A 24,438-nucleotide genomic window follows, 5' to 3' on the forward strand; every position below is an offset into this window, starting at 1 on the left:
ACGACAGGCGTCATCGCCTGGGGAGGTTTTTCATGAGTCAAAGCCCCTCATTGCAAACCACGTTGAAGGACCGGAAAGAAGCCGGTCGACGTCTGGTGGAACCGTTGCTCAAATACGCACAGCGCCCCGATGTCATCGTCCTCGCCTTACCCCGTGGCGGCGTTCCGGTCGCCTATGAAGTGGTCAAGGCCCTGGACGTGCGCCTGGACCTGATGCTGGTGCGCAAACTGGGCGTGCCGTCCAACCCGGAGTTCGCCATGGGCGCCATCGCCAGTGGCGGTATCCAGATCCGAAATGAAGAAGCGCTGCGGGCCCACCCGATTTCCCCGGCCGCATTCGACGCCGTGGTCGCGCGTGAAACACGGGAATTGCAGCGGCGCGAGTTGCTGTACCGGGGCGCCCGGCCACCCTTACAGCTCAAGGGGCAGGTGGTGATTCTGGTGGATGATGGCCTGGCGACGGGCGCCTCGATGATGGCGGCGATCCGCGCGGTGCGTATGCAGGCACCTGCTCGTATCGTCGTTGCCGTGCCGGTTGCGCCGCTGGAAACGGTGGACACGCTGAGCTTCGAAGTCGATGAGGTGATCTGCCCACTCATGCCTGAATGGATGATGTCGATCGGGTATTGGTACTTGAATTTCCCCCAGACCTCGGACGAAGAAGTCATTGATTTGTTGCAACTGGCCTGGCAGCGAGAAGCCGCCACCAGCGCCAAGGTTCAGGGGAACGTCGATGACTGAGTCGCACTATCGACAGCTGGACCTGAAGGACGTTGAGTTATCAGCCGACTTGCGTCTGCCGGCCAACCCCTGCGGTCTGGTGGTCTTCGTGCATGGCAGCGGCAGCAGTCGTACAAGTCCGCGTAATCAGTATGTCGCCGAGTCGCTGGCCAGCAGGGGGCTGGCGTCGCTGCTGTTCGACCTGCTCACGGAGCCAGAGCAACGGCTGGACAACCTCACCCGGGAGCTACGTTTCGATATCGCCTTGCTCGCCAGGCGACTGGTGGAAGTCATCGACTGGGTCGGTCGGGACGTGAAGTTGCACTCGCTACGAATCGGCCTGTTCGGCGCAAGCACCGGTGCTGCGGCGGCGTTGTTGGCGGCGGCCGTGCGCCCGGAGGTGGTGCATGCGGTGGTCAGTCGGGGAGGGCGCACCGACCTGGCGGGGGCTGCATTGTCGCAGGTGAGGGCACCCACTCTGCAGATCGTGGGCGCCCAGGACCCGGTGGTGCTCGAATTGAATGATCAAAGCAGTCATGCCTTGCGGTGTGAGCAGCAGCTGGAAATCGTGGCGGGCGCGACTCATCTTTTCGAAGAACCGGGCGCCCTTGAAGAAGTCGCCAGACTCGCTGGCGACTGGTTCGAGAAGCATTTGCACGGCCCCGCCTGACAACGCCTGATCGGCCTCACACGCCAAACGGATAGGTTTCGTCTTCCGGTTCGAGTCTCTGGCTTTTCGGCAGCGCCAGTGCTGTCACGGGTTGGGTCTGTTCAATCCAGATCATGGCGTCGAACTGTTCGGCCAGCGTCGCTTCGAAGTAGTGACTGCCACGCTCGGTTTCAGGGCGGTAAATCACCCCGATGGCCCGCTCCAGCAATGGTTTGGACAACACCCGGCGCAGCGCTTTGCGCGTTGGGTCTCGCCAGTCGGTCAATGACGCCGGCACACCCGCCATTAGGAACTGGTGCTCCCAACTGTCCGGGCGAGAGGGCCGGATGTCCTTGATGAGCATGTCGCCGTCCCAGTCATCGGCCGCGGCCACCTGACCACGGTCGGTGCTCATGCCGATCAGAACAGCATCGCGCCCATAAGCACTGCGGCACAGCTGACCGATGTTGAACTGACCCTTCCAGCCCATTTCCGTCGCAGCCGCGTTGCCAATATGAGAATTGTGCGCCCAGACCACGGCTTTGGCTTGTGGACCCCGGTGCTCAAGCAGTGCCCGAAGTGTGTCGAACATGTGCCGGTCACGCAGGTTCCACGAGGCGGTCGACCCTCGATAAATCGCACGGTAATACTGTTCCGCCGCCTGCACCACCCGAGCATTTTGCGCCGCATTGAAGAATGCCTCGTCGTTCTGGATGAGCCCGGCCAGTTGTTCAGCCAGCATGGCGTCGAGCTGTTCGATCACCGGTTGCTCACAAGGCATCAAGCCGGCACGTTCGACGAAGTGACCATACAAGGCGGGATCATCCTGCCAAGGGGTCAGACAGCCATAGCGCCGCCGGGCTTCGTGGGCCAGCTGTGGGTCGACCCGGTCCAGATAACTCAGCACCTCATGGATGGAGTTGCGCAAGCTGTATACGTCCAGCCCGCGGAACTCGACGCGACGCTCAGTGGCGAGGGTGTGGTTGTATTGATGCAGCCAGTGGGCGAATGCTCTCACGTCGGTGTTACGCCACATCCAGGTCGGGAATCGGCTGAAGATGTGACGTTTCCACGCCGAATGTGCCAACCCCCGGACATACTGGTCGACATGGCCTGCGTCCGGCCAGTCGGCTTCAACGGCCACAATGTTGAACCCGTGTTGCTCAATCAGCCTTTGGGTGATCGCTGCCCGGGTTCGATAAAAATCACTGGTGCCATGACTCGCCTCACCAATCAACACCACGCGCGCATCGGCATAGCGATCGAACATTTCACCAAAGGCGGATGAGTCCAGCGCCGGCAGAGGCTCGGCGTATTGGCGCAGAAGCGGTGCGATGGCAGCCTGGTCAATGTGCCGAGGTGAGCCATACAGGTTATCCAGCATGTCTTGGGAGGGTGTGTTCATGACCGTCGTCCCCGTAAGGGTGGGTTACCGCCAGCGGTATTGCGCTTGCGCACAACTGCCGGAAATCGATCCGCAGGTCCTTGACACATTGTGTTTAAACGCAAGCTTTTGTGTCGCTTCATCACCTGTTTGAGTATTCCTACACCTTGCTCCAGATAAACAATTGAGTTTCGTCAATAAAGGGTGAAAAGCCTTAAGAGAAGGTGTCGTGATCCAGTATTCGCTGATTGCCGAATATGACCTGACGCGATGGGCGTTATTCTGAATGCAGGCTCGCAAGGCTCATTCTGCTCTGACCTTGTAAATGGTCTGCGTCTAGCTAGGCTCCAGCCTAGGGCTGTCATCAGCAGAGGGAATTGAACGGCAGGTGAAGGACGCGTATTGATCCGCTGAACACAGGGGCGTAGATCATGGAAGCATTTGGCATGAAGAGTTTTTTCAACCGATCACATCTTGCTCTTGCCCTCTGCTTGGCAGCGCTCATGGGGTGTACCCGTACGAGCGAAGAGCCATCGCAAACAACCTCGCCCATGTCCGGTATCGTCATGAACGACCAGGTTTGCGCCCAATGCCATGGACAGACGGGAGAGTCCTTCTCGCCATTGTTTCCCAAGTTAGCCGGGCAGCAAAAAGAGTACCTGAAGTTGCAGTTGGCTGACTTCAAGGACCATGCACGCAGTGATAAAACCGGGACTCAGTACATGTGGGGATTTACCCATCTGACGCAGACCCAGATAGCCGAACTGGCTGACTATTTTTCAAGTCAGAGCCCCATGAAGGCGGATGCCGACACACCCGATGCCCGCGGTGAATTGATCTTTCGCCAGGGCTTGCCTGGGGCGGGCGTCGCGCAGTGCAGTTCGTGCCACGGTGCTGACGGTCAGGGAGATGGCCCGATTCCCCGCCTGGCGGGTCAACATGCCGCTTATATGAGTCGCCAGATCAAGGTGCTTCAACAGACCGAACTGCGCCCCCGGGACGCCCTGATGAAGCAACATCATTCACTGTCGGATGCGGATGCCGAATCTGTCGCCCATTACATGGCAACACTGGGGGCAAAAAAATAATGGCTTTCGCTGACAGCGCTCAAGTCGTTTTACAGGTACAGGCCGTGAATCACCTGACGGGTATCAAAGGGATCGTTGCGCGTTTCGAAGCCCAGGGATCTGGCCAGCTCGCGCATCGGGGCATTGCTGGAGGCGTCGACCGCATACATCTGGTGGAAACGGTTCTTGCGCGCGGCCCAGATCAAATGTGCCATCAATAGCGTCCCCAGCCCCAGATGCTTCCATTGATCGGCGACTGTCACCGTACATTCACACTTATATTCGCCCGTGGCGACATAACGGCTGACGCCGATCTCGATCAATTGGCCATTTTCGTGGACCAATGCGATGTATGCCAGGCACTGCTTGTTCCCGGGGTCGTTGATCTGCGTGAGAAAGCGCATGTGCCGGGACTCAGGGCACAGCTGTTTGATGAAGCTGTACTCTCGCTCGCGGTCTTTTTCCGTCAGTTGCCGGATCAACACGTGACGACCATCCTTGAGCGCTTCGATCCAGTATTTCCCAGTGACTTTGGAATAGGCTTCAGAGGCCCGATCATCAGGGTCTTTGACAGTGATCATGATGCGATCCTCCAGCCGTCTTCAAAGGTTGGCGCGCAGTGGCAAATCTCGCGATTCACTTCTTTCTACTCCGCTGACTGCGCCTGAATATGATCTGGATCAGCTCTCTTGTGACAGCGCGCTCAATTGCCTGGATTTGATGTAAATCAAACAGGCAAAGGGTGCAACAAGCGCAGTCTTTGAACATGGCCACGCTATGGGCCGGTGTAGAGAGGAGGTGTGTCATGGCCCACTATCAACGCTTGCTGCTGATCGCCAACCCAAACCTGAAAGAGGCCCCAGCCTTGCTGCGTGCCATCGCCCTGGCCAGGGCCAGTGGAGCCATGCTGGATGTACGAGCCTTTATAGAACCGGCGCCCATGGCGCCAGTGTGGGAAGAGAACAGAGACGAGGAGGGGGATCAGCGATATCAGCGCCATTATCTCCACTGGAGGGACCAGACACTTCAGCGTCTCAATGCACAGGGATTAGAGGTGAACGTGCAAGTTGTCTTTACCTGCGATCCAGTGCTCGACATCTTGAAATGTGTAGAAGCGCTCAAGCCCGACCTGGTCATCAAGGATGTCACGGTAGACCCGGTACTTGGACGGGTGTTCGTTACACCTTTGGATTACCATTTGCTGCGTGGATGTCCCGTTGCGTTGCACTTGGTCAACCAGGTCCATCATGAGTTGCCTCATCGGATCGTCGCCGCTGTGGACCTGTTTGATACGGTCACACAAATCCATGATGTGAACGATGCCATTATTCAGGCAGCTCATACGCTGGCCGTGCAATGCGACGCATCGCTGCACCTGCTTTACGCCTATGATTTATCGCCTGCATTCAATGGCGATACGCCGCTGATCACCGGCGGCTGGAATGTGGCCTTCATGGATGGGTTGCGAGAGTCCCTTCATCAGGCCTTCAACACCCTGGCTGAGCGCTATGGCATTGCTCCAGAGCGCCGGCATTTTTTCATGGGGCTGCCTATGCCGGTGATCAGTGCAGTTGTCGATGATTACCAGGTTGACGTCGTGGTGATGGGCACCGTGCATCGGGTGGGCACTCATCGATTCATCGGCAGCACTATGGAGCGCGCGCTGTATTCGTTGCAGGGCAGCATTCTGGCGGTCAGACAATCCAATTCCTGCGTCGAAGAAAACTTGTGATCGCAGCATTAACGCGCGCCTTGTTTCAGTCTTTTGCAATGAACATAAAAAAGCCCCCACCGGTTTCCCGACAGGGGCAGGGCAGCCTGGGACTCACTCGCCTTTGATTGGCACGACTTTATCCGCTTTCATGGCCTCGGGCTTTTTCGGCAGCGAGATGCTCAGCACTCCCTTGCTGAAACTCGCGTCGATCTTCTCGGCATCGACACCTTTGGGCAAGTTGAACACCCGCTCGAAGGAGCCGTAGTGACGCTCGCTGAGGTGATAACCCTTTCCTTTCTCTTCCTTGTCCTCTTTCTTTTCGCCCTTGATGATCAGGCTGCCGTTGGACAGTTTGATCTCAATGTTTTTCTGATCCATGCCGGGCAGCTCAGCTGTGATTTCGTAGCTTTTGTCTTTCTCGCAGATGTCCACGGCAGGCAGGCTATGGCCGATCAGTTCCCGTCGCCAGAGCGGCTCGACATCAAACAGCCCGCGACCGAATGGCGACAGCCCCGAGCCGCGATTGAAGTCTTCGAACAGGTGATCAACCTGTTGCCGAAGCTTTTCCAGGGGGCGCCAGACGTCTGTTGTCACTGGATGCTGACTGGCTTTGTCGTCGCTATGAACCGGTACTTTTTTTTCACTGTTGCTCATTTTGATTTCCTCCTCTTGGGTAATAGAGATGGATCGCGAACACCCGTTTGGCGGTCCACCACGACAGAACAAACACGTGATACTGACCTTACAAGGCCAGTGTCCCGGACCACAGCATCCAGCCGGCGAAGGCTGCGGCCGTCCAGATAATGATCAACAGCCCGGTCTCAGGGCCGCTGAGCGGTTGTCCCTGGCGAGACCTGATGGTGGCCAGGTAAATCAACGAACCGGGGGCGTAGAGCAAAGCGCTGAGCAACATGTATTTAGGCCCGGCGGCATACAGCAGCCACAGGCAATACAGCGTCGCGACCGCGGCGATGGCCATGTCACGCAGTTGCAAGGCGCGGTGGCCGGCGTAGGTCTGGCCCTGCAAGGTCAGTTTCAGCGCATACACACCGCTGAACAGGTAGGGCAGCAGAATCATCGAGGTGGCCAGGGAAATCAGCGCAAGGTAAGTGGCGCTCGAGTACAGCGTCAGTAACAGGAACAGTTGAATGCAGCCGTTGGTGATCCACAGTGCATTGGCCGGTACACCTTGGGTGTTTTCCACGGCGAGCGTACCTGGCATCACCTTTTCCTTGGCTGGTGTGAACACCGACTCCGCTGCGAGCAGCGTCCAGGCGAGCAGGGCGCCCCCCACCGAAATGATCAAGCCGATGCTGATCAGCACCGCGCCCCATGGCCCGGCGGCAGCCTGAAGTACGCCGGCCATCGAAGGGTTTTTCAGGGCGGCTAACTCCGGTTGTTTCAAAATGCCCAGTGACAGCAGCGACACCGCAATCAACAGCAACAGGGTGATGACAAAACCGATGACGGTGGCGCGACCGACGTTGGCGCGTTCTGCGGCGCGGGCGGAGAACACGTTGGCGCCTTCGATCCCGATGAACACCCAAACGGTGACCAACATAGTGCTTTTGACCTGATCGAGGGTGCTGCCCAGCGCGGGCGAGCCCCAGAAATCGACAGTGAAGGTTTCACGCTGGAAGGCCGCGATCACCAGGCCGATAAACAGCAGTAACGGTACGATCTTGGCTACCGTGGTCAACGCGTTGGCCCGGGCCGCAGTGCGCATCCCTCTGAGGATCATCCAGTGCAACGACCACAGCACCACGGACGCGCCGGCAATCGCCGCTTTGTTATTGCCTTCACCGAACAGCGGGAAGAAATAACTCAGCGCCGCGAACAAAATCACCAGGTAGCTGACGTTGCCGATCCAGGCGCTGATCCAGTAACCCCAGGCTGAGTTGAACCCGAGGAATTCGCCACCCAAGGCACGCGCATAGGCAAACACACCGTTATCCAGAGCCGGTTGACGGTTGGACAAGGTTTGATAAACCAGCGCCAGCGACAACATGCCGACACCGGTGATCAGCCAGCCAATCAGAATGGCTCCGGCGCCGGCACTGGCCGCCATGTTTTGCGGCAGGCTGAAAATGCCGCTGCCGATCATCGAACCGACCACCAGCGCAATCAGCAAACTCAAGGACAAGCGTTTGGGCTCCACCTTTCGCAAACTGCCTGCAAGTGGGTGGGCAGTCGGCGGGATGACCGGTTGGGTGCCTTGCAGGTGCGTAGCCATGGGAGCCTCCACGAAACGAGAGTTTCTGCACACATCGAATGCGATGTGTGCGAATGCTGACTCTAATGTCTACGTGTCCGTCCAACGCCTGATTGATTTAGATCAGAAAGACGGCAAACACCCGATTTGCCCGGGCACAACCATGACTTGTGTTGTATCGAACGCCGAAATTGCGGCGCCCCGGGGACACGAAAGGCATTCGAGTCCTAAGCTCTACCTCGATGAACGACAGATGTTTTTACAGCGAGGCATGCACATCGCTTTTAAGGAACTCACTTCAATGCTCAGTAAGTGGCTGGACCCCGTTCTGTTGCTGCTCACCGCACTGACGCTGCTGGCCGGCGGCATTGCGTATGTTGCGCAAGCACCTGATTGGGCATCGAGGTGCTGGGCCGCGGGAAGTCTGGTGATGTCTGCGGTACTGCTCGTTGAAATCGTCAGGCGCCTGGCCCGGCGCGAGGCCGGTGTCGACCTGATCGCGCTGCTGTCGATCACTGCCGCCCTGGTCTTTGACCAGACACTGGTGGCGGCGGTGATTGCCTTGATGCTGGCGACTGGACGGACCCTGGAGTTTTTCACCAAGCAACGCGCTGACCGTGAGCTTCGTGCGCTCATCGACCGGGCGCCACGTTTTGCCTGGCTGCAGGAGGAGGGTGGCTTGCGCGAGATTCCGGTTGAGCAGGTCCAACTGCATCAAACATTGTTGGTGCGGATGGGAGAGGTGATCCCGGTCGACGGTCGGCTGCTAAGTCCTGCGGCCATTCTGGACGAATCGGCGCTCAGCGGTGAGTCGCTGCCTGTCACCCGTCGAGAAGGAGAGCAACTGCCCAGCGGCGTTTCCAACGTCGGTGCGCCCATCCTGCTAATCGCCACGCGAACGGCCGCGCAGAGTACCTACGCGGGCATCGTGCGGCTGGCCGAGGAGGCACGTCGTTCGCGCGCACCTTTCGTGCGCCTGGCCGACCGCTATGCCTTGTTCTTCATCCCACTGACATTGCTGATCGCCGGATTGGCCTGGCAATTGAGTGGCGATCCTTTGCGCGCGCTGGCCGTGCTGGTGGTGGCCACACCTTGCCCTTTGATTCTGGCCGTACCGATTGCCTTCATGTCGGGTATTTCGAGGGCAGCGCGGCGCGGGATCTTGATCAAGGACGGCGCGACCGTGGAAGCGCTGGCCGGGGTCAAACAAGTGTTTCTCGACAAGACCGGCACGCTGACCAGCGGCCATGCGCGCCTGCAGTCGATAGAGGTCAACGGACTGGGCGATCCGCAGCGCCTGCTTGCCCTGGCCGCTTCGCTGGCACAGGCCTCGACGCATCCTGTTTCCCAGGCAATTGTTGAAGCGGCCCATCAGCGCCAGTTGCCGCTCAGCGTCCCGCAGACAGTAGAAGAAAGCCCAGGCTCTGGACTTTGTGGGCGCGTCGATGGCGTGCAGGTGCGTTTCGGCACATTGTCTTTTGTTCACAAAGCGCCCCCTGAAACCGACTGGGTCGCCGCCATGCTGCGCCACATGGATTACCTGGCGTGCAGTGGAAGCTTCATCGACGTGGATGGCAAACTCGCAGGCCTGCTGGTTTTCTCGGACAAGGTTCGGCGCGAAACCCCGCAGACGCTGCGTCGACTGCGCAACAGGGGCATCGAAAAGATCGTCATGCTCACCGGGGATCGCCTGGAAACCGCGGAGATGATTGCGCTGTCTGCCGGGATTGACGAGCTGCGTGCCGGGTTGACCCCCGAGGATAAAGTGCGTGCCGTACAGCAAGGTTGCCTGCGCGCTAGCACACTGATGGTCGGCGACGGCATCAACGATGCCCCGGCGCTGGCGGCGGCCAACGTCGGCGTAGCCATGGGGGCGGGCGGTGCCACGGCTTCTGCGCAAGCCGCTGGCGTTGTGCTGTTGGTGGATCGTCTGGATCGCCTGGTCGAGGCGTTGGACATTGCCCGACGAACCCGCTACATCGCACGCCAAGGTGTGCTGGTCGGGATGGGAATGTCATTGCTGGCCATGGCGGCAGCCGCCTTTGGCTACTTGCCGCCGCTGATTGGCGCCGTGGTGCAGGAGGGCATCGACGTCGCGATCATCATTAACGCCTTGCGGGCATTGGGGCCGTTATGGGCGTTGAGGAAACGAGACCTTACCGCAGAGCACATCGATCACCTGCAAGACGAACACCAGCAACTCTCCACCGTGCTGAGCGATCTGCACCAACTGGCCAGCGACTTTGCCCAGCGCCCACTTGCGCAAGCACAGACAGACTTGCAGGAACTGGTCGACAAGCTGCAAACATCACTGGCGCAGCATGAACACGAAGATGAAAACACACTGTACCCGCTGCTGACACAAAGCATGCCGGGGGAGGACCCGATGTCGGCCATGAGTCACGTGCATCGAGAGATTTTTCGCCTCATCCATTTACTGGTGCGCATGAGCGGCGACTTCAGCGCCGACTCTGCGACAACGCCTGCTGATGAGATTCAGCATCAGCTGATCCGTCTGGATACCCTTGTGCGACTGCACTTTGATCAGGAAGAGGAACTGTTCCGTTATCTGGACGGGCGCTAGAAGGTTGCCAACTCGACTAAATGGGTATTTAGTTGAGTTAGCTAATGACTTCACGTAAAGGTTGTTAGGTTGCCATTGGCGGTAGACCACCTTTAAGAGCACATATCGCTCGTCAGACACGCGCTCTGATGTAGTCCAACCTAATCTTGCGGGGCCAACAACTGGAAGTCTACGGCTGACAGACCAGCGCTAGCAATTATAAGTGTAACCGTTCCAAGCGGCAATTCCGGAGTTGGAACAGCATTGCGGAGCTTTAAAAGCTCAGATGCGCCAGGCAAATATAGGCTAACACTCAGGGGCAAAAACACTCTGTAAACCTGTTTTCTGACTTGTTAACCACCGTAGTTAACAAGTCAAAATTGTGGTTAACAACGGTACCGGATTGGCATTTTTCTGAGCTTTTATCTGGCTAGGTTCAAGAGAGCGTCCAGGGTGTTTGGTAGGAGGAAAGTTCAACAGCCTTCAAGCGCAAGGTGTTCACCGCCCAAACTGTCAGCATTTGCAAGTAAATCAGGCGGCGCTTTTCACGTGTGGCAGCCCTTGAAATCAACGCACCAACCTCCACGCTGAACGCTTCAGATTTCACGCAGCGACGTGTTTTCGGATGGACTCGCCGCGTACTCATCAAGGGCGACATTTCTGGATCCGCTGCTCATGACGTAGAATCATGAACGATGACGGTCACAAAGGCCGCGCCAGAGCCTGTAGCGCGCTGATGATTGCTGGACAAGTGATCTGCGAGCAAATCCGTGAACGTGAGGCGAAAGGCTCGATTTACACTATTACTTCCCATTTTTTTACACGTTACTTATGAGAACTGCTGGCTTGATCTCCAGCACAAGTATTTCTGCGCAATATTCGCATTCTGCGTAGAAGGTTCAGGAACAAGAAAAGTCGCATAGGCCCCACGGAATGGGCTCTGAAGCCCGCAGAAGTAAAGTCTTTTCCTGGCAGCGAAGCGCCCACGCAAGGGATTTAGTTCTCAAAATGAAAAGAGATTACTTCCGAGAGCTGCGAAATCTGCGTGCAACCGGGCTGATCCTGAAATACGTTGTTACGTGTAATGTATATTATGTTAAATCAGATGCTATGTTAGAAATGTTCATGAGGCTCATAAGGTACTGTCAGCGTCCTTAATTAACCGGAATGCCCTGCGATTCTTTTATGTGACTGATTTTTATGAAGAAAATTTACAGGGCTTTATAGCGATCACTTCAGTGAACGTTAATTCACCGGAATCGGGTATAGAAATTTACGCTGCACACGATGCTGTCGCCATGATTCCGCTTAATTAAACGCATTTTTCCGGTTAATTAATGGTGTCTTTCCGGTGATTTAGATGTACGTTTTTTTATCGCTGATCACCTTCGAGCCCTTGTTTGGCCTGCCTTACGAGCAGTTATGTAGGTGGAATATTCGGTAGAAAATTAGACGATGGTTTGCGCTTTTTCCGGTTAACTACCGGGTGCCCCTCGATAACTACTGTGTCTACTGCCACTGCTGGCGCAATCCTGCACACTATCGGTCTATCAAAATGAGCGTGCCTTGATTGCTAAGATTCGCGGTCCGACGTCCAATGGTGGACTATGACTTTGTTTGCACGTGGGAGTCTGTTAATGGCAGCAAACCGGGATACCGCCTTTCGGGAGCAGCAAATGCTTGAGATCGCGAAGAAAGCCATCCTTGATAGCGGTGATTTTCTCTCGCAGGATCAAACTGCTCAGCGGCTTGACCTGCCCCCTATGCGCCTGGACGAATGGGAAGCTGAGAGACAGGTGTTTTCAATTCAGCATGCCGGTGGCTTGTTGTTTCCAACGTATGCCTTCCAGGCATAGGCCGGCACCTGGCGTGAAGGCGATCCTCGATGTATTGAGAGCGATGAAAGGCGGATGGGGAATCGCATTTTGGTTTGCTTCTAGCAACGCTTTTCTCGGAGGCCGTCGCCCTCAGCAGATGCTTTGCTCCGATGCCGAGAAGATATTGCTCGCGGCCAACGAAAAGGTCTTAGGCATCACCCACGGATAGGCAAAAGTGTCGAGAACAGCTAAAAATGCGAAAACCGTCAGTTAAAAATGCCACCACGAATTCAAGGGCTTACGAGCACTCGGGTTTGTCCCATCCGTTTCGTGTTTACAATTAATGCGACATCGTGGCGATCAGAATCTGCGCAAATCGGTGCTAATTCGTTCCTGGTGACGCGACCGCACATGCAGTGTGTTATTTAATTCATTAAATTTCTTAATTTTTTTGACAAAACTAGATTGTTGTTGCCGCGCCAACCGTTCTGCTGAGCTTCATAAATCAGGTAAAAAAGCGACTTTTTGAACGCACTGAGAATTTCTGTCAGTTAAAAATGATACGTGGGTCTCAGAGTGACTGTATAAATTTAGCCTCACCAGCACGGTTTGTTAAAGGCTTTGTTCGGGAGTCATCTGAGCGGCCACAGCCATAGCGCGGCCGTTGCAGGTTTCGTCACAATGAAACAATTTTGGCACTCAAATCTCCTTTCAAATTCGACGCTGTTTAAAATTCGCATCTTTGAGCGCGATGTCTGCTTACAAATTTTCACGGCCCTCATCTGTGGAATATCAATTCCAGTTAATTTACAGCGAGATACAGAAGGTTTGCAGGGAGCCACGCTGCACTGCTTCCAATCATTTGCCGATTAGTCGCTTTGATTTTTGAGTATTTCTAGAACCCCACCGTGATTCCCAGTTGAAATTGTCAGTCCACTTACTACCCGCGTTCTTTCATCAACGATAACCGTCATGACGGGTGGAGGTAAGCGCCGACCCTCGTCATCAACCAGAACGATGTCCAAGATGGGCGTGGAGGTCTCAGTGTATTTCTCCATTGATAGGTGCTCCCACAAGGTTTACTCTTGAGAATAGACTACGCACTATTAGTCGTCTATGCCCTCTTGGTCCCCCCCTTCAGCCTTACGTCAAAATGTTCTGTTGCAGTGTTTTTTTTGTAAAGTAATGGGAGTTTTTGCGTAACTCAACTAAACATCTATTTAGTTGAGTTATTAATATGCTCCTTGCTGCTTCATTCATTCATTCCTACCTACCTACTCTACAACTTCTGCGTCATACTGATTGGACGCGATCGTCGACACTTGGATCATCTTTCAATGAACTCTCTAAAATACTCTTGCCCTGGCCAGCTTATCTCTTAGAGAGGCCGTCTTGCCCGTGCAGCCCTCCAAGACTGGATGGAACATATACCCTTCCTCACCCCGTGGCACAGACTACAATTCTCGTTGAAGTCTTCACCGTTTCGCCCTGACACTGAAAGGACCATAAGCGAGAGTCGCGCGGCGGCAAATGTTACAAATAAATCCTGCCAGCTCTGGTTCCTAACGTCGCCCCCAAGTTTAAACTTTGGCTTAAAATCAATTTTTTTACATTCAGCTCATAATTTCATTACTATTTAGGCTTTGTTCGTAAGTACTGCCGCAGGCACTGTAAGTGCAAGATCGTTTGTCGATGGTCGTCTCCCCTCCTCCTAGCCAGCATGGCATAACGAACAACTTCAAGCGGTGGCACTGGGTATCCCGTGGCAACGGGTCATATCCGTCCGGCCAACACACCTTTCGAAGCACGCGATCGCATCACTGGGAGCACATTTAGGCAATCACTCCCATACGAAGACCTCAGAGTGCTCCACATCGTCTACTCGAAGACTGAAACGGTCTTTTATGACTTCCAGAGTGACAGGGTCGTGGAGAAGTTCAAAGTCTGGATTCAGACCAAGAGATGACATAAGCAGAGGGGCGAAAGCGATTTCGAAGGCACGTAGGTGCTCCGGGGTATAATCCTGGAGGAATAATGCTGATTCCGGCGTCTCAACCTGTCGCGATATTGCCTGCATGCGGCTAGCTACTTCCGACGTTATCTCAGTGATCGACTCCTTATCTGGTCTAGCTTGCAATGCCATACCGCTAAGTATGCAAAGCAGGTACCAATCTTTCATACCGTCAGAATGCAATGCCCGAAAAAAAATAGCATTGGTTGGGTCTTTTAAGCATTGCGTGCATTCCTCGAACAACGATTAAAGAAGCAGCGGATATGAGCAAGAACCTTCAATTATCGATTGTCGCACCCGTCTTGAGCACACCGAATAAAGTGTTGGAATCCATCATGTGCAACCCTCAGCTTAAAACTGACGAAGAGTCGAGTGCAATGATGGAAAAAATTTCATCCGAAAGAGCTGAAAGCTAACCGATCGCCGGAAAAAGTTCAGTTAAACGCAGGGAGCAATTGACAGATCGATCTCTGCGCTCGACACCTTATGCACCAATCCATTGAAGCAAGTTGACGTCTCGGGCAGTCAGCAGAAAACCTGGGGCAGTTGCTAGGCCGGTTTAGACTCTGAAGCCACAACGCTAGCGAAACTCTTTTTACGAATCAACCTCGGCCCCTCCGCAAAAAATGCTACTGGACGGTCTGAGCGGTACAAAGTACGGTTTCTAAAGCATGGAACCTTGCTCCACTCGACAACAATCTGCAAAGAAACTGATATCGTACAAATCCACCATCATGCATGCCCCAAAAACTGAAACACCATAAAGGGCGTCCCACTCTCATTTCAGCAGACACTTTGATCTCATGAGCCAAAAGCGTGAAGTTTATATCTCGGTTGACGTCGAGACCTCTGGCCCGATTCCCGGTGTGTATAGCATGCTTACGATCGGAGCTTGTAACGTCGACGATCCCGGACAGGTGTTTGCGTGTGAGCTCAAGCCAATTTCGACCAACGTCGATCCCGAGGCGCTGGCAGTGACCGGACTATCCCTGGAGACACTCGCTCTTGAAGGGTTAAGTCCAGAAAATGCGATGAGGATGTTTCAGGATTGGGTGGCAAACATAGCAGGCGCGGACGGTGTTCCCGTGTTTGTTGGACTGAACGCCCCATTTGACTGGTCGTTTATCAACTACTATTTTCACTACTTCCTAAAGTCGAACCCTTTCGGCTTTGCCGCCCTGGATATCAAAGCGCTCTATATGGGAGCGACAGGATCAAGTTGGGCCGGCACACGTTCCAGCCAGATGGCCGCTCGACTTCACCCCAAGTCAGATGGAAACCATCAGGCATTGCAAGACGCTCAGTACCAGGCAGAGCTATTTCGCTTGATAAGGGCAATCACACCGCTTCAGCAAAGGTGAATATTCTGCGTGCCTCGTATTGCCTCACGAAAAGCTACGAGTCTTAGCCGGCACATTGCGATCGCCGAATCTCGGGATCATCCACTTCAGCCCGACTTGTAGCTTCGCCTAGCTGTAGCCAGTCGCGAGATGATTGGCCGCTGGCCACCCAGACAGCCATGCCCGGAATGCTGCCGCGGTTGCCGATGATCACCATGAGATAACGAATTCTGTCGCCCTGAAAGGAGTCGAGGTATTCCCAGGTAGTTTTCTCATCACGCCAGGATGGGGATGGAGTGCTCTCCGGATGTGTATGCCACAAACCTACTGCGTGTCTGTGTTGTTCGAATTCGCTCTGCCTGTTCCTGTCAGATGCTTTTACATCCGGATTCCAAGCGTGCCGGCGTCGATGGTCAGTAGGATTCGGCCCCATGGCGTTACTGATGATCAGTCCATTTGAGTCCGGCTCTGAGCTAAAAATCTCTCCACCTGCTTCCTTCTGCCAGAGCCGGCGTTGAGCGTGTGCATACATGTGTACCAAGGCATGGTCAGTGAACAGGACATATTGTCTGTTGTCGGGATAGAAAAAGATCCTGCTCATGGAAACGGCCTCGCCAGTATCAGGCCGTCAAATTCAGATGCGACGCTCGCCCACTCCTTGTGTGTCAGTCCGGGCCAATGCTTATCCAGATAGTGTTGCCCGCGCACCCAGCTCCGCACTCTCGGGAGGATTGGTTCTACTACGGCGTCGATCATCTCCAACGCGCACTCAGCCACCAATGCGACAGCGTGTTCTGCCGCAGCTGCGGTGTAACTCTGGAACCGGCTGCTACATCCGGGTTCTTGCTGGATAACTTCGTTGGGCCACACCACCGCCTGCAAGCTGTACAAAGGGTCTATTGCTCCTTGCAGCCATAATTGCCCGGACGGTAAAGAGCAAACATGAGCCGCAGCGACATAGGGCTCCATCCAGCCGACCAGCAAAGGGCATGGGTGCTCCTGTCGAGCGCGTTCGACCCGTACTCGTACATCTGGCTCGCCGGTGAGGTCGAGCACTGCGTGTACATCAGCTAAAGAGTTTTCTTTTAGCCACCCGGCTGTGCTCTTGGCATACGGAACTACCTCTGTCGCGGGGTATGCTGAATTGACTCGCTTGGCAACTGCACACACCTTCCTTTCGCCAATAGACTCCACCCCAAGTAGATGCCGCCCGACATTCGCAGGAGACATGATGTCAGCATCCACCAGCGATATCTTGCCAACTCCAGCCTTGGCAAGATGATCGACTATCGGACTCCCGAGAGCCCCTGCTCCTAACACCAATACATGCTTCGCCTGACGCCAACCAACTTCCGGATGCTGGTCTCGCCCGACTGTCCAATTCGGATCTAAGCGAGATGTGGTGAGTGGCAGCACTTTGGGTAAAGAGGGAAACGATTTCTTTCCCTTGCCCATGTCCAGCACCGTTGGCGGACCGCCTGGAAGAAGATATGCGAAGGCAATTTCAGCATTCCTCAATAGGACCACGCGATGAATCCCTCGGCCGCGCCGGCTTCGATGTGATTGAAATTTCGAATACTCCGCGGAAGGAAGCCGGCCTTTGAGTATGCGATCCAGATCAACCGCAGATTTAGGCCAAGTGGCTGGAGTAAGTACATGTGAAATCGGGATGTCCGCAACCAACACCCGCGTACGCTGCCGGGCACCCGCGATCTGGACCAGGCGATTGGTGATTCGTACAGCCTCATCCGCGGCAACGATGATCCTATTCGGCATCAGGAGCAAACCGTTCCTGATCGTCGCCTTCGCTGGAGGGGGATCAACTGTCCAAACAGCTCTCACTGGATCAGTTTTCGAGCGGGCGCGAGACACCTCGATAGCCCAATAGTTGAGTGTTTCAGTCTCGAAGGCTCCGTCCAGGTCGCCATTCAACCACGGCTTTAGGAACTGCTCCAGATAGGCCTTTAGAAGAAAAAGAATCCTCTCCTCAGAGGAGTAACCCAAGCCCGGTCCGGGGTCACCCTCCATACAAAGGATCCCAGCACCGTCAAGATGCGGAATACGCAGCACCGCATCGGGGGACAGTTGAATGAATGCTTTGGTGCACTCAGGGAACCCGTCGGGCAGACGTAACTCAGCCCACTTGAATCCCCTTTCCTGCTCGAAAGGAGGCAACTGCAATTGGTAGGCAGTTATGCCCCCTTCCCGGCTTAAGGCTGAAGGCTGCAAATCCGGGAATTGGTCGCGTATGAGGGCCAGGTTTAAAGTCAACTAATTCACCCCATCGTTCAAGCCAGCCCAGAGGTTGCCGGAGTGGCTCTAGGTTTTGGGGTCTCGATCGTGGGCAGACCGCTCCCACCGCCGGTTGGAGCCGGAATACCGAACACCTCGCGCACACGCTTGGAAATAGCTGGTGGGTCAGTTAATACAAGAATAGTTTTGAGATCAGCAGAAAGCGCCTCACACCAGGTCATAAACGATCTGTAACGCTCCCCCCCGTCATCGTTCCATTTCTCAGCAAAATTCTCTCCCTCAACGGTGGGGTTTTCCACTCGGTACTTGTCGCCAAGCTTAAAAACGAGGTGCGGCATGTAGGCCGCGAGTTCGTCCAATACCTGTACGGGATGTTCAAATACCCGATTCAGATCAGCCAAACCTTCATAGCAACTGGTCAGCAGAGTAACAATGATCACAGAGATCGGTTTGGTCCCCGCTTCAATGATTCCGCGTCTCACGCACATATCCCGATGACGCTTGAACAGGCGAATGGCTACCCGGAGGGTATCGGTAATTTCCACTGTCTGATCCGGCACAGGTGCAACACTATCTAGTACCCGGCTTTTCGCCAACGACTCCATCGCTGCGACAAGGACGAGAGGACGCTTGGCAGTGTCATCTACCCATTTGCTCATGCCCGCAGGGTTGGAGGTTTTCCAGCTTTTTGTTGGAGTGTCCACCACAGCCAAGGCCGTTTCCTTGTATCGCGCAACACGATAGCGTGGCGCCATCGAGTAAAAGGTCTGCGGGGGAACGGTATCCAACGGCACGGATGGGGTGAATTCGAGGTAAAACGGCTGGCCAGGAAAAGGGATATTCCAGCAACGTCTTTTAGCTTCAGCCTCCAGATCAACCAACGCCCCTCCAATAGACTCAAAGAAGCCCATTGGGTTTGAGGCCTCAATGCGAGAGATATCAACCTGGCATACTGCATCGATGTCGAATTTTTCGCCTCCGTTGGGCGATCGAATCAAGGTTTTGGTGCTGGCCGAACCTTGAGGCAAAATTGAAATGGCCTCGGGGGGCCAGGAGAGATTCGCCGCCAGGTGCTCAGCCACTACTTGATACGCATCTTTTGCAGCCGCGATTTCATCTTCACGCACCGTGATGTGCACATTCACTTCATTGAGTGCTTTTTCCCAATGCCTGTATTCGAGCTGCCTGTCTTGAGCGTGAGACCCCAGACTGTCGAGCAGACCAGAGTACGACTCAAAAGACTTCGTCAACCGAACGGGACGTGCCTGTTCAGCGTGGATCACCAAGTCTGCGCTTCTGGTATTACTCATGGCTTTAGGCTCGTTATCGAAGAGAAATTTTGACGGACTGTTGTCCATCAGTGGCTGATACGTGATGACCCGTGATTGATAGGGCAGGAACAAACTTGTAGTCGCGACCTGCGCGGTCATAAACAACGTACTCAGGGTGGTGACCTGCCTGCAGCATCTGGCCGAAACGGAACACCGTGCTGGCAGGACTGATAGCGATAAGGTGCACCTTTTGAACCCTCATCACGTCTTGAGCGTGAACAATCGCTCTTCGGGCAGCTTGCGCGAACTGATCGAGGTCCTCCGAGCACCCGATGCAGTCAGCTCCTGTCTTTGAAGTCGTTACGCGAATCCAGGGCATCTGGCCGGAATCCACCGCTGCTTTGAAATCAGCAGACAACGCGTCCTCATCAAGGCTTGCCGACAGCTCAAGAGTTATAAAAACCTCGTCTGCGCGATCCGGCGGCAGAGAGTTAACACTAAAAGTACCTGGTGAATGAGCATTAGCCTTCGAGTCCCAAGCCCAGGTTTTTCGGACCTTGTCATACTGGAAGATCTGAATAGCCTGGGCTTCACCCATTACTCGACCTGCCAGAACCAAGGTCGGGATATGGTGCAGAGGGAAGATGGCCAAATTTTCAGTGTTCAATCCACTGCTGGAGTTGAATCCGGTCACGAGCTCTCGAATATGATTCTCATGCTCTCTCAAATATTGGTACCAAAACTCAGGCAGATGACGGTCGTCTCGCTGAGATTTGCGACGCACGTAATGAATGACGCCGGGCTCCATGGCTCGTCTGGTCGCCACAATGGCTTCAATCAATTCAGAGTCATGGAAATAGGTCGGTACGTTTGCCAGATTCGCATGCAAAGTCACTGCCTTCGTGCGAGGAAACGCTAGCGAATTCAAATAATTACGAACGATATCCCTGTGAGACTGACGCATCCCGTTCAGGATTTCTGCGGTGTAAATCTGAGGTGCAAAAGAGTCAATCAGGCGATGGTGTTCATCGCACATCAACATGATGTTATCCGGGACATCTGCGAGACGGTGAGAGTCGCTTTGATTTCCCCGCGGGCCTTCAGGGTCTGATGCAACAATGTGCGCCAAATATCCCACTCGAGCAGCTTTGGTCCAGAGCTTAACCTCGGAGAGGTCATGGCCACAGCCTTCAAACATGCATCTCGTGCCAGCATCAGCCCAGACCTTCTGTGCTGTTTTTTCGGAAATGTCTGGTCCTCTACCACTGATTTTGCCGAGTATCTCATTCCGGGTAGCGATAAAAGCATCCACTTGGGGTTTACTCTGTACTTGAGTAAATGCCCAGCCCCTGTCTGCTGCCTTGGTATCGAGTAGTTCCTCAATCGGCATCTCTAAACTGAGGAGCAGATTTTTGCCGACCAACTTCTTCAAGCTTGATTTGGCGTTTGACCCCGGATCAGATGGGTAAAGAACGAGGCTGGCCTCATCGAGGTCAACCAGCTTGCACAGATACCCGGCATGGACATAAGCCACTCGGTGTTTTTGATTCAGGCAACCATCCAGCCAGATGGCAAGTTCCTCATCATCAAAACTGCCGGAGAATGTATTGCTGTTCAACGGTGTCACAGGCGTTATGGACATTTTATCGCTCTAATCCCTGACCGAATTTTCAGGTGGACTCCACCTATGTGAGGGTGCAAAAACACGACTTCAATAGCAATGTGCCATTTTTTTGAGTTGGCGATCATGTGCTGAACAGCAAAAACACGGCTTGGCTCGGTGGAAAGGAGGTCCTGTGGGCGCTTGCCTTCAAGCCATGCGTTAGGAGAGATAAACCAGAATGAAACGCCCTTACCATCTTTCATGGGACAGAGAACAGATAATACATCTCTAAGACCGGGAATCGGGCTGGCGCCGCCTTGCGATGGGAACGCGTAAACTGGAAAAGACCTGCAGCCATCGTGATCGATCGAGAAAATTCGGTGGTCCGCTTCCCACCCCTTGAGTGCGGGACTCAGGAGCTCAACGTGAATGCCCAGATGGTTAGCCAAGTCCTGAACTAGAAGGAAGTCGCCGCACGTCAGAATATGAGCTCTGGCAAGGGCAACCATTTCCTCTTCTCTTTCTTCGATAGTCCGACGCTTCTCATCTCTTCCTGCAGGCGCCGCCCCCGGACGATGACACACGTCTATTCCATGGTCCTTCAGGTTTGCCCGCAGGAGCTGAGCTCTCGACCCGACTGAATGCCTCGATCGCGGTAGCTTTGACATCTTTAGCGGGATCAATCGTCATGGGTTTGAACTCCTAGTTACCTTCCAATTCTCCTGCTGCACGAAGCGCACTGCTGGAGCAGCGGGCGAAGTGCCTGACACCTCAGGCGTCAACATTGCTATGGCTTGATTATAAACGCCGAAGTCAATGATTGCCGTTTAAGCTTGGCTCTCCTCCGCTGTGAAAATACGATTCCAATCTCGAGCCACCAATGTCCGACACGCGATCTCTGATCCCCCGAAGCAGCGTCTGGAGACCGTTACATAGTAAATTGGCTCACCATTTTCATTGAGCAAAATGCCACCCGCTCCTCGCAACAACGCGTGTCCTGCAACGACGTCATGTGCAGAAACCGCGTACAGAGAAACTCCGCAGACGCCATCTCCTGCGGCGACTTTTGCAAGCCTATAGGCAATTGAGGGCATCGCAACAAAACTGCTGGGGGTACAGAGCTCACGATTGATCTCTGGCTTGATGATCGCGGCGGCACTCACCATCACGTAGGAGCCGCTTGATAACGCCAGTCCAGAAAGCTTTCTTGCTACTGGCTGTCCATTGCGTAACAAATCGGGTAGTCCCTCAGACCAGGCGATGCAATCAGGCGAGCCCTCAACAGTGACTGGTGCGTAGACCACGCCCAATACCGGAATTTGCTTATGCAGAAGGCCGACAGAAATGGCAGACCCTTTGAGACCTTTGAGAAAATCACTCGTACCGTCGTTAGGATCGACGACCCAACACCAGGAATGTCCCGTGAGGCTATGTCCGGTTTCCTCGCCCCAGAAGTCACAAGAAAAAAGTCCTAGAAGTTGCTGGCGTAGAACGCGTTCGATTTCTATGTCTACTATGGCCTTATCGCCCTTCCCTCGTGGTCCATTTACCCTCGCCCATTCCGCAATAAGTAGCTGCCCCGCGCGGATAACTACCTCGATAGTCTGAGTGAGTAGCATTGGAAGATCTGATTTGTGCATGGGGCTCTCAATATCGGAAGAAATACTGGGACGCTTGATGAGGGTTAGGCTGTCAGCTAGGCAATTCAGATTTGTCTATGCATCCAGGGGGGCATTATCTGACAACATGTAATGGGTCGAAAATAGGCGTTTGGAGCCGCGGTCACCTTGAGGATTAGCGTTATGCTAGCCGCCCGCAAGTCGCCCAGTAGGTTCATGTTCTATTCCGAATTGCGAGGCCGCATCAAGAAATCTATGTGCTGCTTCATTAGATCTATTTGCCATCATGCGCTGAGCTTCGGCCTCAAATTGAGCTTTTAAAAACCACTTAGACGTTTTGACTTTACGTCTTCCTTTCATGGCCGACTCTCGTGAACACTGTTGGGTAAGGGGGCTTCGTCGTCGCGCTCCTCGTGGCCTATCGCCGGCAGCGATGATTAGCGTGGAGGTCGATACGCTTGAAAGACAGAAGTATCCGTACCCTCCTCCCCGGTTTGATCTGCAAAAAGGTCTCCTTTGGGATTGAGCTACGGTACCAATGGAGAGTCGACAACTACTCAGGGGCATCTTCCTCATCAGGTAGATTTACCGCGTTGACCATTCGAGTGATGACGATAGACAACCAGGTTTGATGGGCGACAAGCTCTGGATCAACGTCACCATTCGCATTGGACGTTTCATAGAGTGATCTCCAGCCCAGGATATCTGCTGGGTCGACCTTAGCGTTGTCTCTGAATACAGCTTTTGAAGCAAGCCGGTAGGCGTATGTATCTAAGCAAGCGTCATCCGCTAACCTTAGCTCGACTCGGCCAAAATCAAACACATTCTCAGCGATCCATCGCGGAGAGCCGTTAAGTTTTGGAGGAATTGCCAGCAGGACACCAACGATGGCCTTATCTGAATCAGGCCGATCCATTTCGTTGAACAGGTCGATCAGATGTTGGCCGGAGAAGCGTTTGACTATCTCTATCCCCTGCTCCGGCTGAGCAACGTTCGCCACCGCGACCATCAGCATGGTTGAAGGACTATGCTCATTACTCGTCGCAGATAACTGACGGGCGCTAATCTGAAGTGCGGGCATAAATCTCTCTCAAAATGAACACTATAGATTGTAGCTCTATAGAGTTCAAAAAGGCTTCATCGTTCCTTTTGTGGATTAAGCAAAATGGAACTGAAGGAAGCGTTCGCCATTGCGTTACGTAACACACGGCTTCGCAGGGGCTTGACCCAAGAAGATTTTGGAATCGTCAGTAGCAGGACGTATCTGAGTACGCTTGAGCGCGGCCTTAAGAACGTTACATTGGAAAAGGCATCGGAGCTTGCCGACAGAATGGGGGTGCACCCGCTTACCCTCCTCCTTGAGAGTTTTTTGCTCCTCGATCCGGATACAGATTTAGACTCGCTGCTTGAACGTATTCGGCGTGAGATCAACACGGACCAAAACTCTTAGCTCGTAGCCGGTGATGTCGAAATATTGCGGAGCGTTGTCTGGCGTTTCGTACTGAGTCAGGCACATCGACCTTGAGCAACTTGAGGGTTCCGGGGGAAGTCTCCTAGTCAATCTCAAGGTATACGAGAATCTCCAGCATGGTCCCGATGGCGTGCTGGCCAGGTAACACCCTTCTGAGAAATAGCGTGAATACAGAATTGATGGAAGATGAGATGCGCCGTGCACTATTCGGTGATCCTGAGCCCTCTGCGCCGGCAATTCACCCGGACGTGCAGGACACAGTCCCGGATGTTGTGATCGTGCAACCGGTGAAGGCAGAGAAGAAAAAGTCAGTCTCAAAAGGCTTCGTACCTAGGTTGAGAGTCACGCTCCGTGTGGGAAATGAATTTGAAGGCGAGATGCACGAGATGGTACATGAGGCCGATACGCTGAGCTCCCTAGTTGCAGAACAAGAAGCTACTAAGACAGCCAGAAAAAAATTCAGATTTGTGGAAGTGGTATCGGTCAAGTCGATGTAAGTGGGTACTTCGCTTTGGCTCACCCGCCTGGGCATTAAACCGCATTCGGTTACCGCGGAGCACCCGACAGGGTCGTGTCGAATGAAGCCTAAAAGATTAGGGGGCGGTAGTCGTATCCCGGACTGGATTTAACATCCTCACTCCATACCGCTCTCAATGTTAATTGCTCGCCAGCCCAAACCACATAACTGACGGTGGCGACAGGTAAAAATTGGCCGATTCTGTTGAAAAAGTCGGCCGTATTTTTA

General features: G+C 54.2%; 22 protein-coding genes. 9 read left to right on the forward strand and 13 right to left on the reverse strand.

The window, feature by feature from the left end:
• Positions 1 to 32 precede the first annotated feature (32 nt).
• Both AB4N43_RS01735 and AB4N43_RS01740 read left to right on the forward strand, forming a co-directional pair.
• A complete protein-coding gene (locus AB4N43_RS01735; protein ID WP_027923136.1) occupies positions 33 to 740 on the forward strand; it encodes a phosphoribosyltransferase in 708 nt (235 codons plus the stop codon).
• Positions 733 to 1,389 carry a dienelactone hydrolase family protein gene (locus AB4N43_RS01740; protein ID WP_027923137.1) on the forward strand — a complete coding sequence of 219 codons (657 nt, stop codon included), beginning with the start codon at positions 733 to 735 and terminating at the stop codon, positions 1,387 to 1,389. Before AB4N43_RS01735 ends, AB4N43_RS01740 begins: the two co-directional genes overlap by 8 nt.
• Before the next feature lie 16 nt (positions 1,390 to 1,405).
• Here the strand turns inward: AB4N43_RS01740 and AB4N43_RS01745 are convergent, their stop codons facing one another.
• The gene (locus tag AB4N43_RS01745; RefSeq protein WP_460152945.1) at positions 1,406 to 2,773 is read right to left on the reverse strand and encodes an erythromycin esterase family protein; all 1,368 of its coding nucleotides are present in this window, start codon (positions 2,771 to 2,773) and stop codon (positions 1,406 to 1,408) included.
• A gap of 410 nt (positions 2,774 to 3,183) precedes the next feature.
• Here AB4N43_RS01745 and AB4N43_RS01750 point away from each other — a divergent pair, with 410 nt between their 5' ends.
• Complete coding sequence (locus AB4N43_RS01750) at positions 3,184 to 3,840, forward strand: c-type cytochrome (RefSeq protein ID WP_027923139.1); 657 nt, start codon at positions 3,184 to 3,186, stop codon at positions 3,838 to 3,840.
• Between the two features lie 29 nt (positions 3,841 to 3,869).
• Here AB4N43_RS01750 and AB4N43_RS01755 read toward each other — a convergent pair whose 3' ends face one another.
• On the reverse strand, positions 3,870 to 4,400 hold the full coding sequence (locus AB4N43_RS01755; RefSeq protein WP_460152947.1) for an N-acetyltransferase family protein: 531 nt from the start codon (positions 4,398 to 4,400) through the stop codon (positions 3,870 to 3,872).
• Between the two features lie 224 nt (positions 4,401 to 4,624).
• Between AB4N43_RS01755 and AB4N43_RS01760 the strand changes: the two genes are divergently transcribed.
• Positions 4,625 to 5,551, forward strand: a complete 927-nt coding sequence (locus tag AB4N43_RS01760) for a universal stress protein (RefSeq protein WP_460152949.1) — start codon at positions 4,625 to 4,627, stop codon at positions 5,549 to 5,551.
• A gap of 93 nt (positions 5,552 to 5,644) precedes the next feature.
• Here AB4N43_RS01760 and AB4N43_RS01765 read toward each other — a convergent pair whose 3' ends face one another.
• Positions 5,645 to 6,187: an Hsp20/alpha crystallin family protein gene (locus tag AB4N43_RS01765; RefSeq protein WP_027923142.1), complete on the reverse strand. Its 543-nt coding sequence runs from the start codon at positions 6,185 to 6,187 to the stop codon at positions 5,645 to 5,647.
• An 88-nt stretch (positions 6,188 to 6,275) separates the two neighbouring features.
• Positions 6,276 to 7,637 (reverse strand): basic amino acid/polyamine antiporter, encoded by a 1,362-nt coding sequence (locus tag AB4N43_RS01770; protein WP_460154193.1) that lies wholly within the window; start codon positions 7,635 to 7,637, stop codon positions 6,276 to 6,278.
• A 409-nt stretch (positions 7,638 to 8,046) separates the two neighbouring features.
• On the opposite strand from AB4N43_RS01770, the gene AB4N43_RS01775 reads away from it, so the two are divergent.
• The gene (locus tag AB4N43_RS01775; protein WP_460152951.1) at positions 8,047 to 10,329 is read left to right on the forward strand and encodes a heavy metal translocating P-type ATPase; all 2,283 of its coding nucleotides are present in this window, start codon (positions 8,047 to 8,049) and stop codon (positions 10,327 to 10,329) included.
• A 415-nt stretch (positions 10,330 to 10,744) separates the two neighbouring features.
• On the opposite strand, the gene AB4N43_RS01780 is transcribed toward AB4N43_RS01775, so the two are convergent.
• A complete protein-coding gene (locus AB4N43_RS01780) occupies positions 10,745 to 10,966 on the reverse strand; it encodes a hypothetical protein (RefSeq protein ID WP_460152953.1) in 222 nt (73 codons plus the stop codon).
• A gap of 1,018 nt (positions 10,967 to 11,984) precedes the next feature.
• On the opposite strand from AB4N43_RS01780, the gene AB4N43_RS01785 reads away from it, so the two are divergent.
• A complete protein-coding gene (locus tag AB4N43_RS01785; RefSeq protein WP_460152955.1) occupies positions 11,985 to 12,164 on the forward strand; it encodes a hypothetical protein in 180 nt (59 codons plus the stop codon).
• A gap of 2,775 nt (positions 12,165 to 14,939) precedes the next feature.
• On the forward strand, positions 14,940 to 15,497 hold the full coding sequence (locus AB4N43_RS01790; protein WP_460152957.1) for a 3'-5' exonuclease: 558 nt from the start codon (positions 14,940 to 14,942) through the stop codon (positions 15,495 to 15,497).
• Positions 15,498 to 15,540: 43 nt separating this feature from the next.
• Here AB4N43_RS01790 and AB4N43_RS01795 read toward each other — a convergent pair whose 3' ends face one another.
• The 8 genes from AB4N43_RS01795 to AB4N43_RS01830 form a co-directional block, all read right to left on the reverse strand.
• The gene (locus tag AB4N43_RS01795; protein ID WP_460152959.1) at positions 15,541 to 16,077 is read right to left on the reverse strand and encodes a Mov34/MPN/PAD-1 family protein; all 537 of its coding nucleotides are present in this window, start codon (positions 16,075 to 16,077) and stop codon (positions 15,541 to 15,543) included.
• Positions 16,074 to 17,747 carry a HesA/MoeB/ThiF family protein gene (locus AB4N43_RS01800; protein ID WP_460152961.1) on the reverse strand — a complete coding sequence of 558 codons (1,674 nt, stop codon included), beginning with the start codon at positions 17,745 to 17,747 and terminating at the stop codon, positions 16,074 to 16,076. The genes AB4N43_RS01795 and AB4N43_RS01800 overlap by 4 nt, the downstream gene beginning before the upstream one ends.
• Positions 17,748 to 17,764: 17 nt before the next feature.
• Positions 17,765 to 19,039: a nucleotidyltransferase domain-containing protein gene (locus AB4N43_RS01805; RefSeq protein ID WP_460152962.1), complete on the reverse strand. Its 1,275-nt coding sequence runs from the start codon at positions 19,037 to 19,039 to the stop codon at positions 17,765 to 17,767.
• Between the two features lie 13 nt (positions 19,040 to 19,052).
• Entirely contained in the window at positions 19,053 to 20,642 is a 1,590-nt protein-coding gene (locus AB4N43_RS01810) for an SAVED domain-containing protein (RefSeq protein ID WP_460152964.1), read from the reverse strand.
• A complete protein-coding gene (locus AB4N43_RS01815) occupies positions 20,633 to 21,112 on the reverse strand; it encodes a hypothetical protein (RefSeq protein WP_460152966.1) in 480 nt (159 codons plus the stop codon). Before AB4N43_RS01815 ends, AB4N43_RS01810 begins: the two co-directional genes overlap by 10 nt.
• Positions 21,113 to 21,430: 318 nt before the next feature.
• Positions 21,431 to 22,243 carry an inositol monophosphatase family protein gene (locus AB4N43_RS01820; protein WP_460152968.1) on the reverse strand — a complete coding sequence of 271 codons (813 nt, stop codon included), beginning with the start codon at positions 22,241 to 22,243 and terminating at the stop codon, positions 21,431 to 21,433.
• A 165-nt stretch (positions 22,244 to 22,408) separates the two neighbouring features.
• A complete protein-coding gene (locus tag AB4N43_RS01825; RefSeq protein WP_191629402.1) occupies positions 22,409 to 22,582 on the reverse strand; it encodes a hypothetical protein in 174 nt (57 codons plus the stop codon).
• A 193-nt stretch (positions 22,583 to 22,775) separates the two neighbouring features.
• A complete protein-coding gene (locus AB4N43_RS01830) occupies positions 22,776 to 23,303 on the reverse strand; it encodes a hypothetical protein (protein WP_460152970.1) in 528 nt (175 codons plus the stop codon).
• A gap of 84 nt (positions 23,304 to 23,387) precedes the next feature.
• On the opposite strand from AB4N43_RS01830, the gene AB4N43_RS01835 reads away from it, so the two are divergent.
• Together AB4N43_RS01835 and AB4N43_RS01840 are read left to right on the forward strand one after the other, a co-directional pair.
• Entirely contained in the window at positions 23,388 to 23,672 is a 285-nt protein-coding gene (locus tag AB4N43_RS01835) for a helix-turn-helix domain-containing protein (RefSeq protein WP_019649822.1), read from the forward strand.
• A 185-nt stretch (positions 23,673 to 23,857) separates the two neighbouring features.
• The gene (locus AB4N43_RS01840; RefSeq protein ID WP_460152972.1) at positions 23,858 to 24,190 is read left to right on the forward strand and encodes a hypothetical protein; all 333 of its coding nucleotides are present in this window, start codon (positions 23,858 to 23,860) and stop codon (positions 24,188 to 24,190) included.
• Positions 24,191 to 24,438 lie beyond the last annotated feature (248 nt).

The organism is Pseudomonas sp. S2_B07 (assembly GCF_054668435.1).

Coding starts and splice junctions, on each gene's coding strand:
- AB4N43_RS01735 (WP_027923136.1), top strand. CDS start 33: ATGAGTCAAAGCCCCTCATTGCAAACCACGTTGAAGGACCGGAAAGAA.
- AB4N43_RS01740 (WP_027923137.1), top strand. CDS start 733: ATGACTGAGTCGCACTATCGACAGCTGGACCTGAAGGACGTTGAGTTA.
- AB4N43_RS01745 (WP_460152945.1), bottom strand. CDS start 2,773: ATGAACACACCCTCCCAAGACATGCTGGATAACCTGTATGGCTCACCT.
- AB4N43_RS01750 (WP_027923139.1), top strand. CDS start 3,184: ATGGAAGCATTTGGCATGAAGAGTTTTTTCAACCGATCACATCTTGCT.
- AB4N43_RS01755 (WP_460152947.1), bottom strand. CDS start 4,400: ATGATCACTGTCAAAGACCCTGATGATCGGGCCTCTGAAGCCTATTCC.
- AB4N43_RS01760 (WP_460152949.1), top strand. CDS start 4,625: ATGGCCCACTATCAACGCTTGCTGCTGATCGCCAACCCAAACCTGAAA.
- AB4N43_RS01765 (WP_027923142.1), bottom strand. CDS start 6,187: ATGAGCAACAGTGAAAAAAAAGTACCGGTTCATAGCGACGACAAAGCC.
- AB4N43_RS01770 (WP_460154193.1), bottom strand. CDS start 7,637: ATGATCGGCAGCGGCATTTTCAGCCTGCCGCAAAACATGGCGGCCAGT.
- AB4N43_RS01775 (WP_460152951.1), top strand. CDS start 8,047: ATGCTCAGTAAGTGGCTGGACCCCGTTCTGTTGCTGCTCACCGCACTG.
- AB4N43_RS01780 (WP_460152953.1), bottom strand. CDS start 10,966: ATGTCGCCCTTGATGAGTACGCGGCGAGTCCATCCGAAAACACGTCGC.
- AB4N43_RS01785 (WP_460152955.1), top strand. CDS start 11,985: ATGCTTGAGATCGCGAAGAAAGCCATCCTTGATAGCGGTGATTTTCTC.
- AB4N43_RS01790 (WP_460152957.1), top strand. CDS start 14,940: ATGAGCCAAAAGCGTGAAGTTTATATCTCGGTTGACGTCGAGACCTCT.
- AB4N43_RS01795 (WP_460152959.1), bottom strand. CDS start 16,077: ATGAGCAGGATCTTTTTCTATCCCGACAACAGACAATATGTCCTGTTC.
- AB4N43_RS01805 (WP_460152962.1), bottom strand. CDS start 19,039: ATGAGTAATACCAGAAGCGCAGACTTGGTGATCCACGCTGAACAGGCA.
- AB4N43_RS01810 (WP_460152964.1), bottom strand. CDS start 20,642: ATGTCCATAACGCCTGTGACACCGTTGAACAGCAATACATTCTCCGGC.
- AB4N43_RS01815 (WP_460152966.1), bottom strand. CDS start 21,112: ATGGTTGCCCTTGCCAGAGCTCATATTCTGACGTGCGGCGACTTCCTT.
- AB4N43_RS01820 (WP_460152968.1), bottom strand. CDS start 22,243: ATGCACAAATCAGATCTTCCAATGCTACTCACTCAGACTATCGAGGTA.
- AB4N43_RS01825 (WP_191629402.1), bottom strand. CDS start 22,582: ATGAAAGGAAGACGTAAAGTCAAAACGTCTAAGTGGTTTTTAAAAGCT.
- AB4N43_RS01830 (WP_460152970.1), bottom strand. CDS start 23,303: ATGCCCGCACTTCAGATTAGCGCCCGTCAGTTATCTGCGACGAGTAAT.
- AB4N43_RS01835 (WP_019649822.1), top strand. CDS start 23,388: ATGGAACTGAAGGAAGCGTTCGCCATTGCGTTACGTAACACACGGCTT.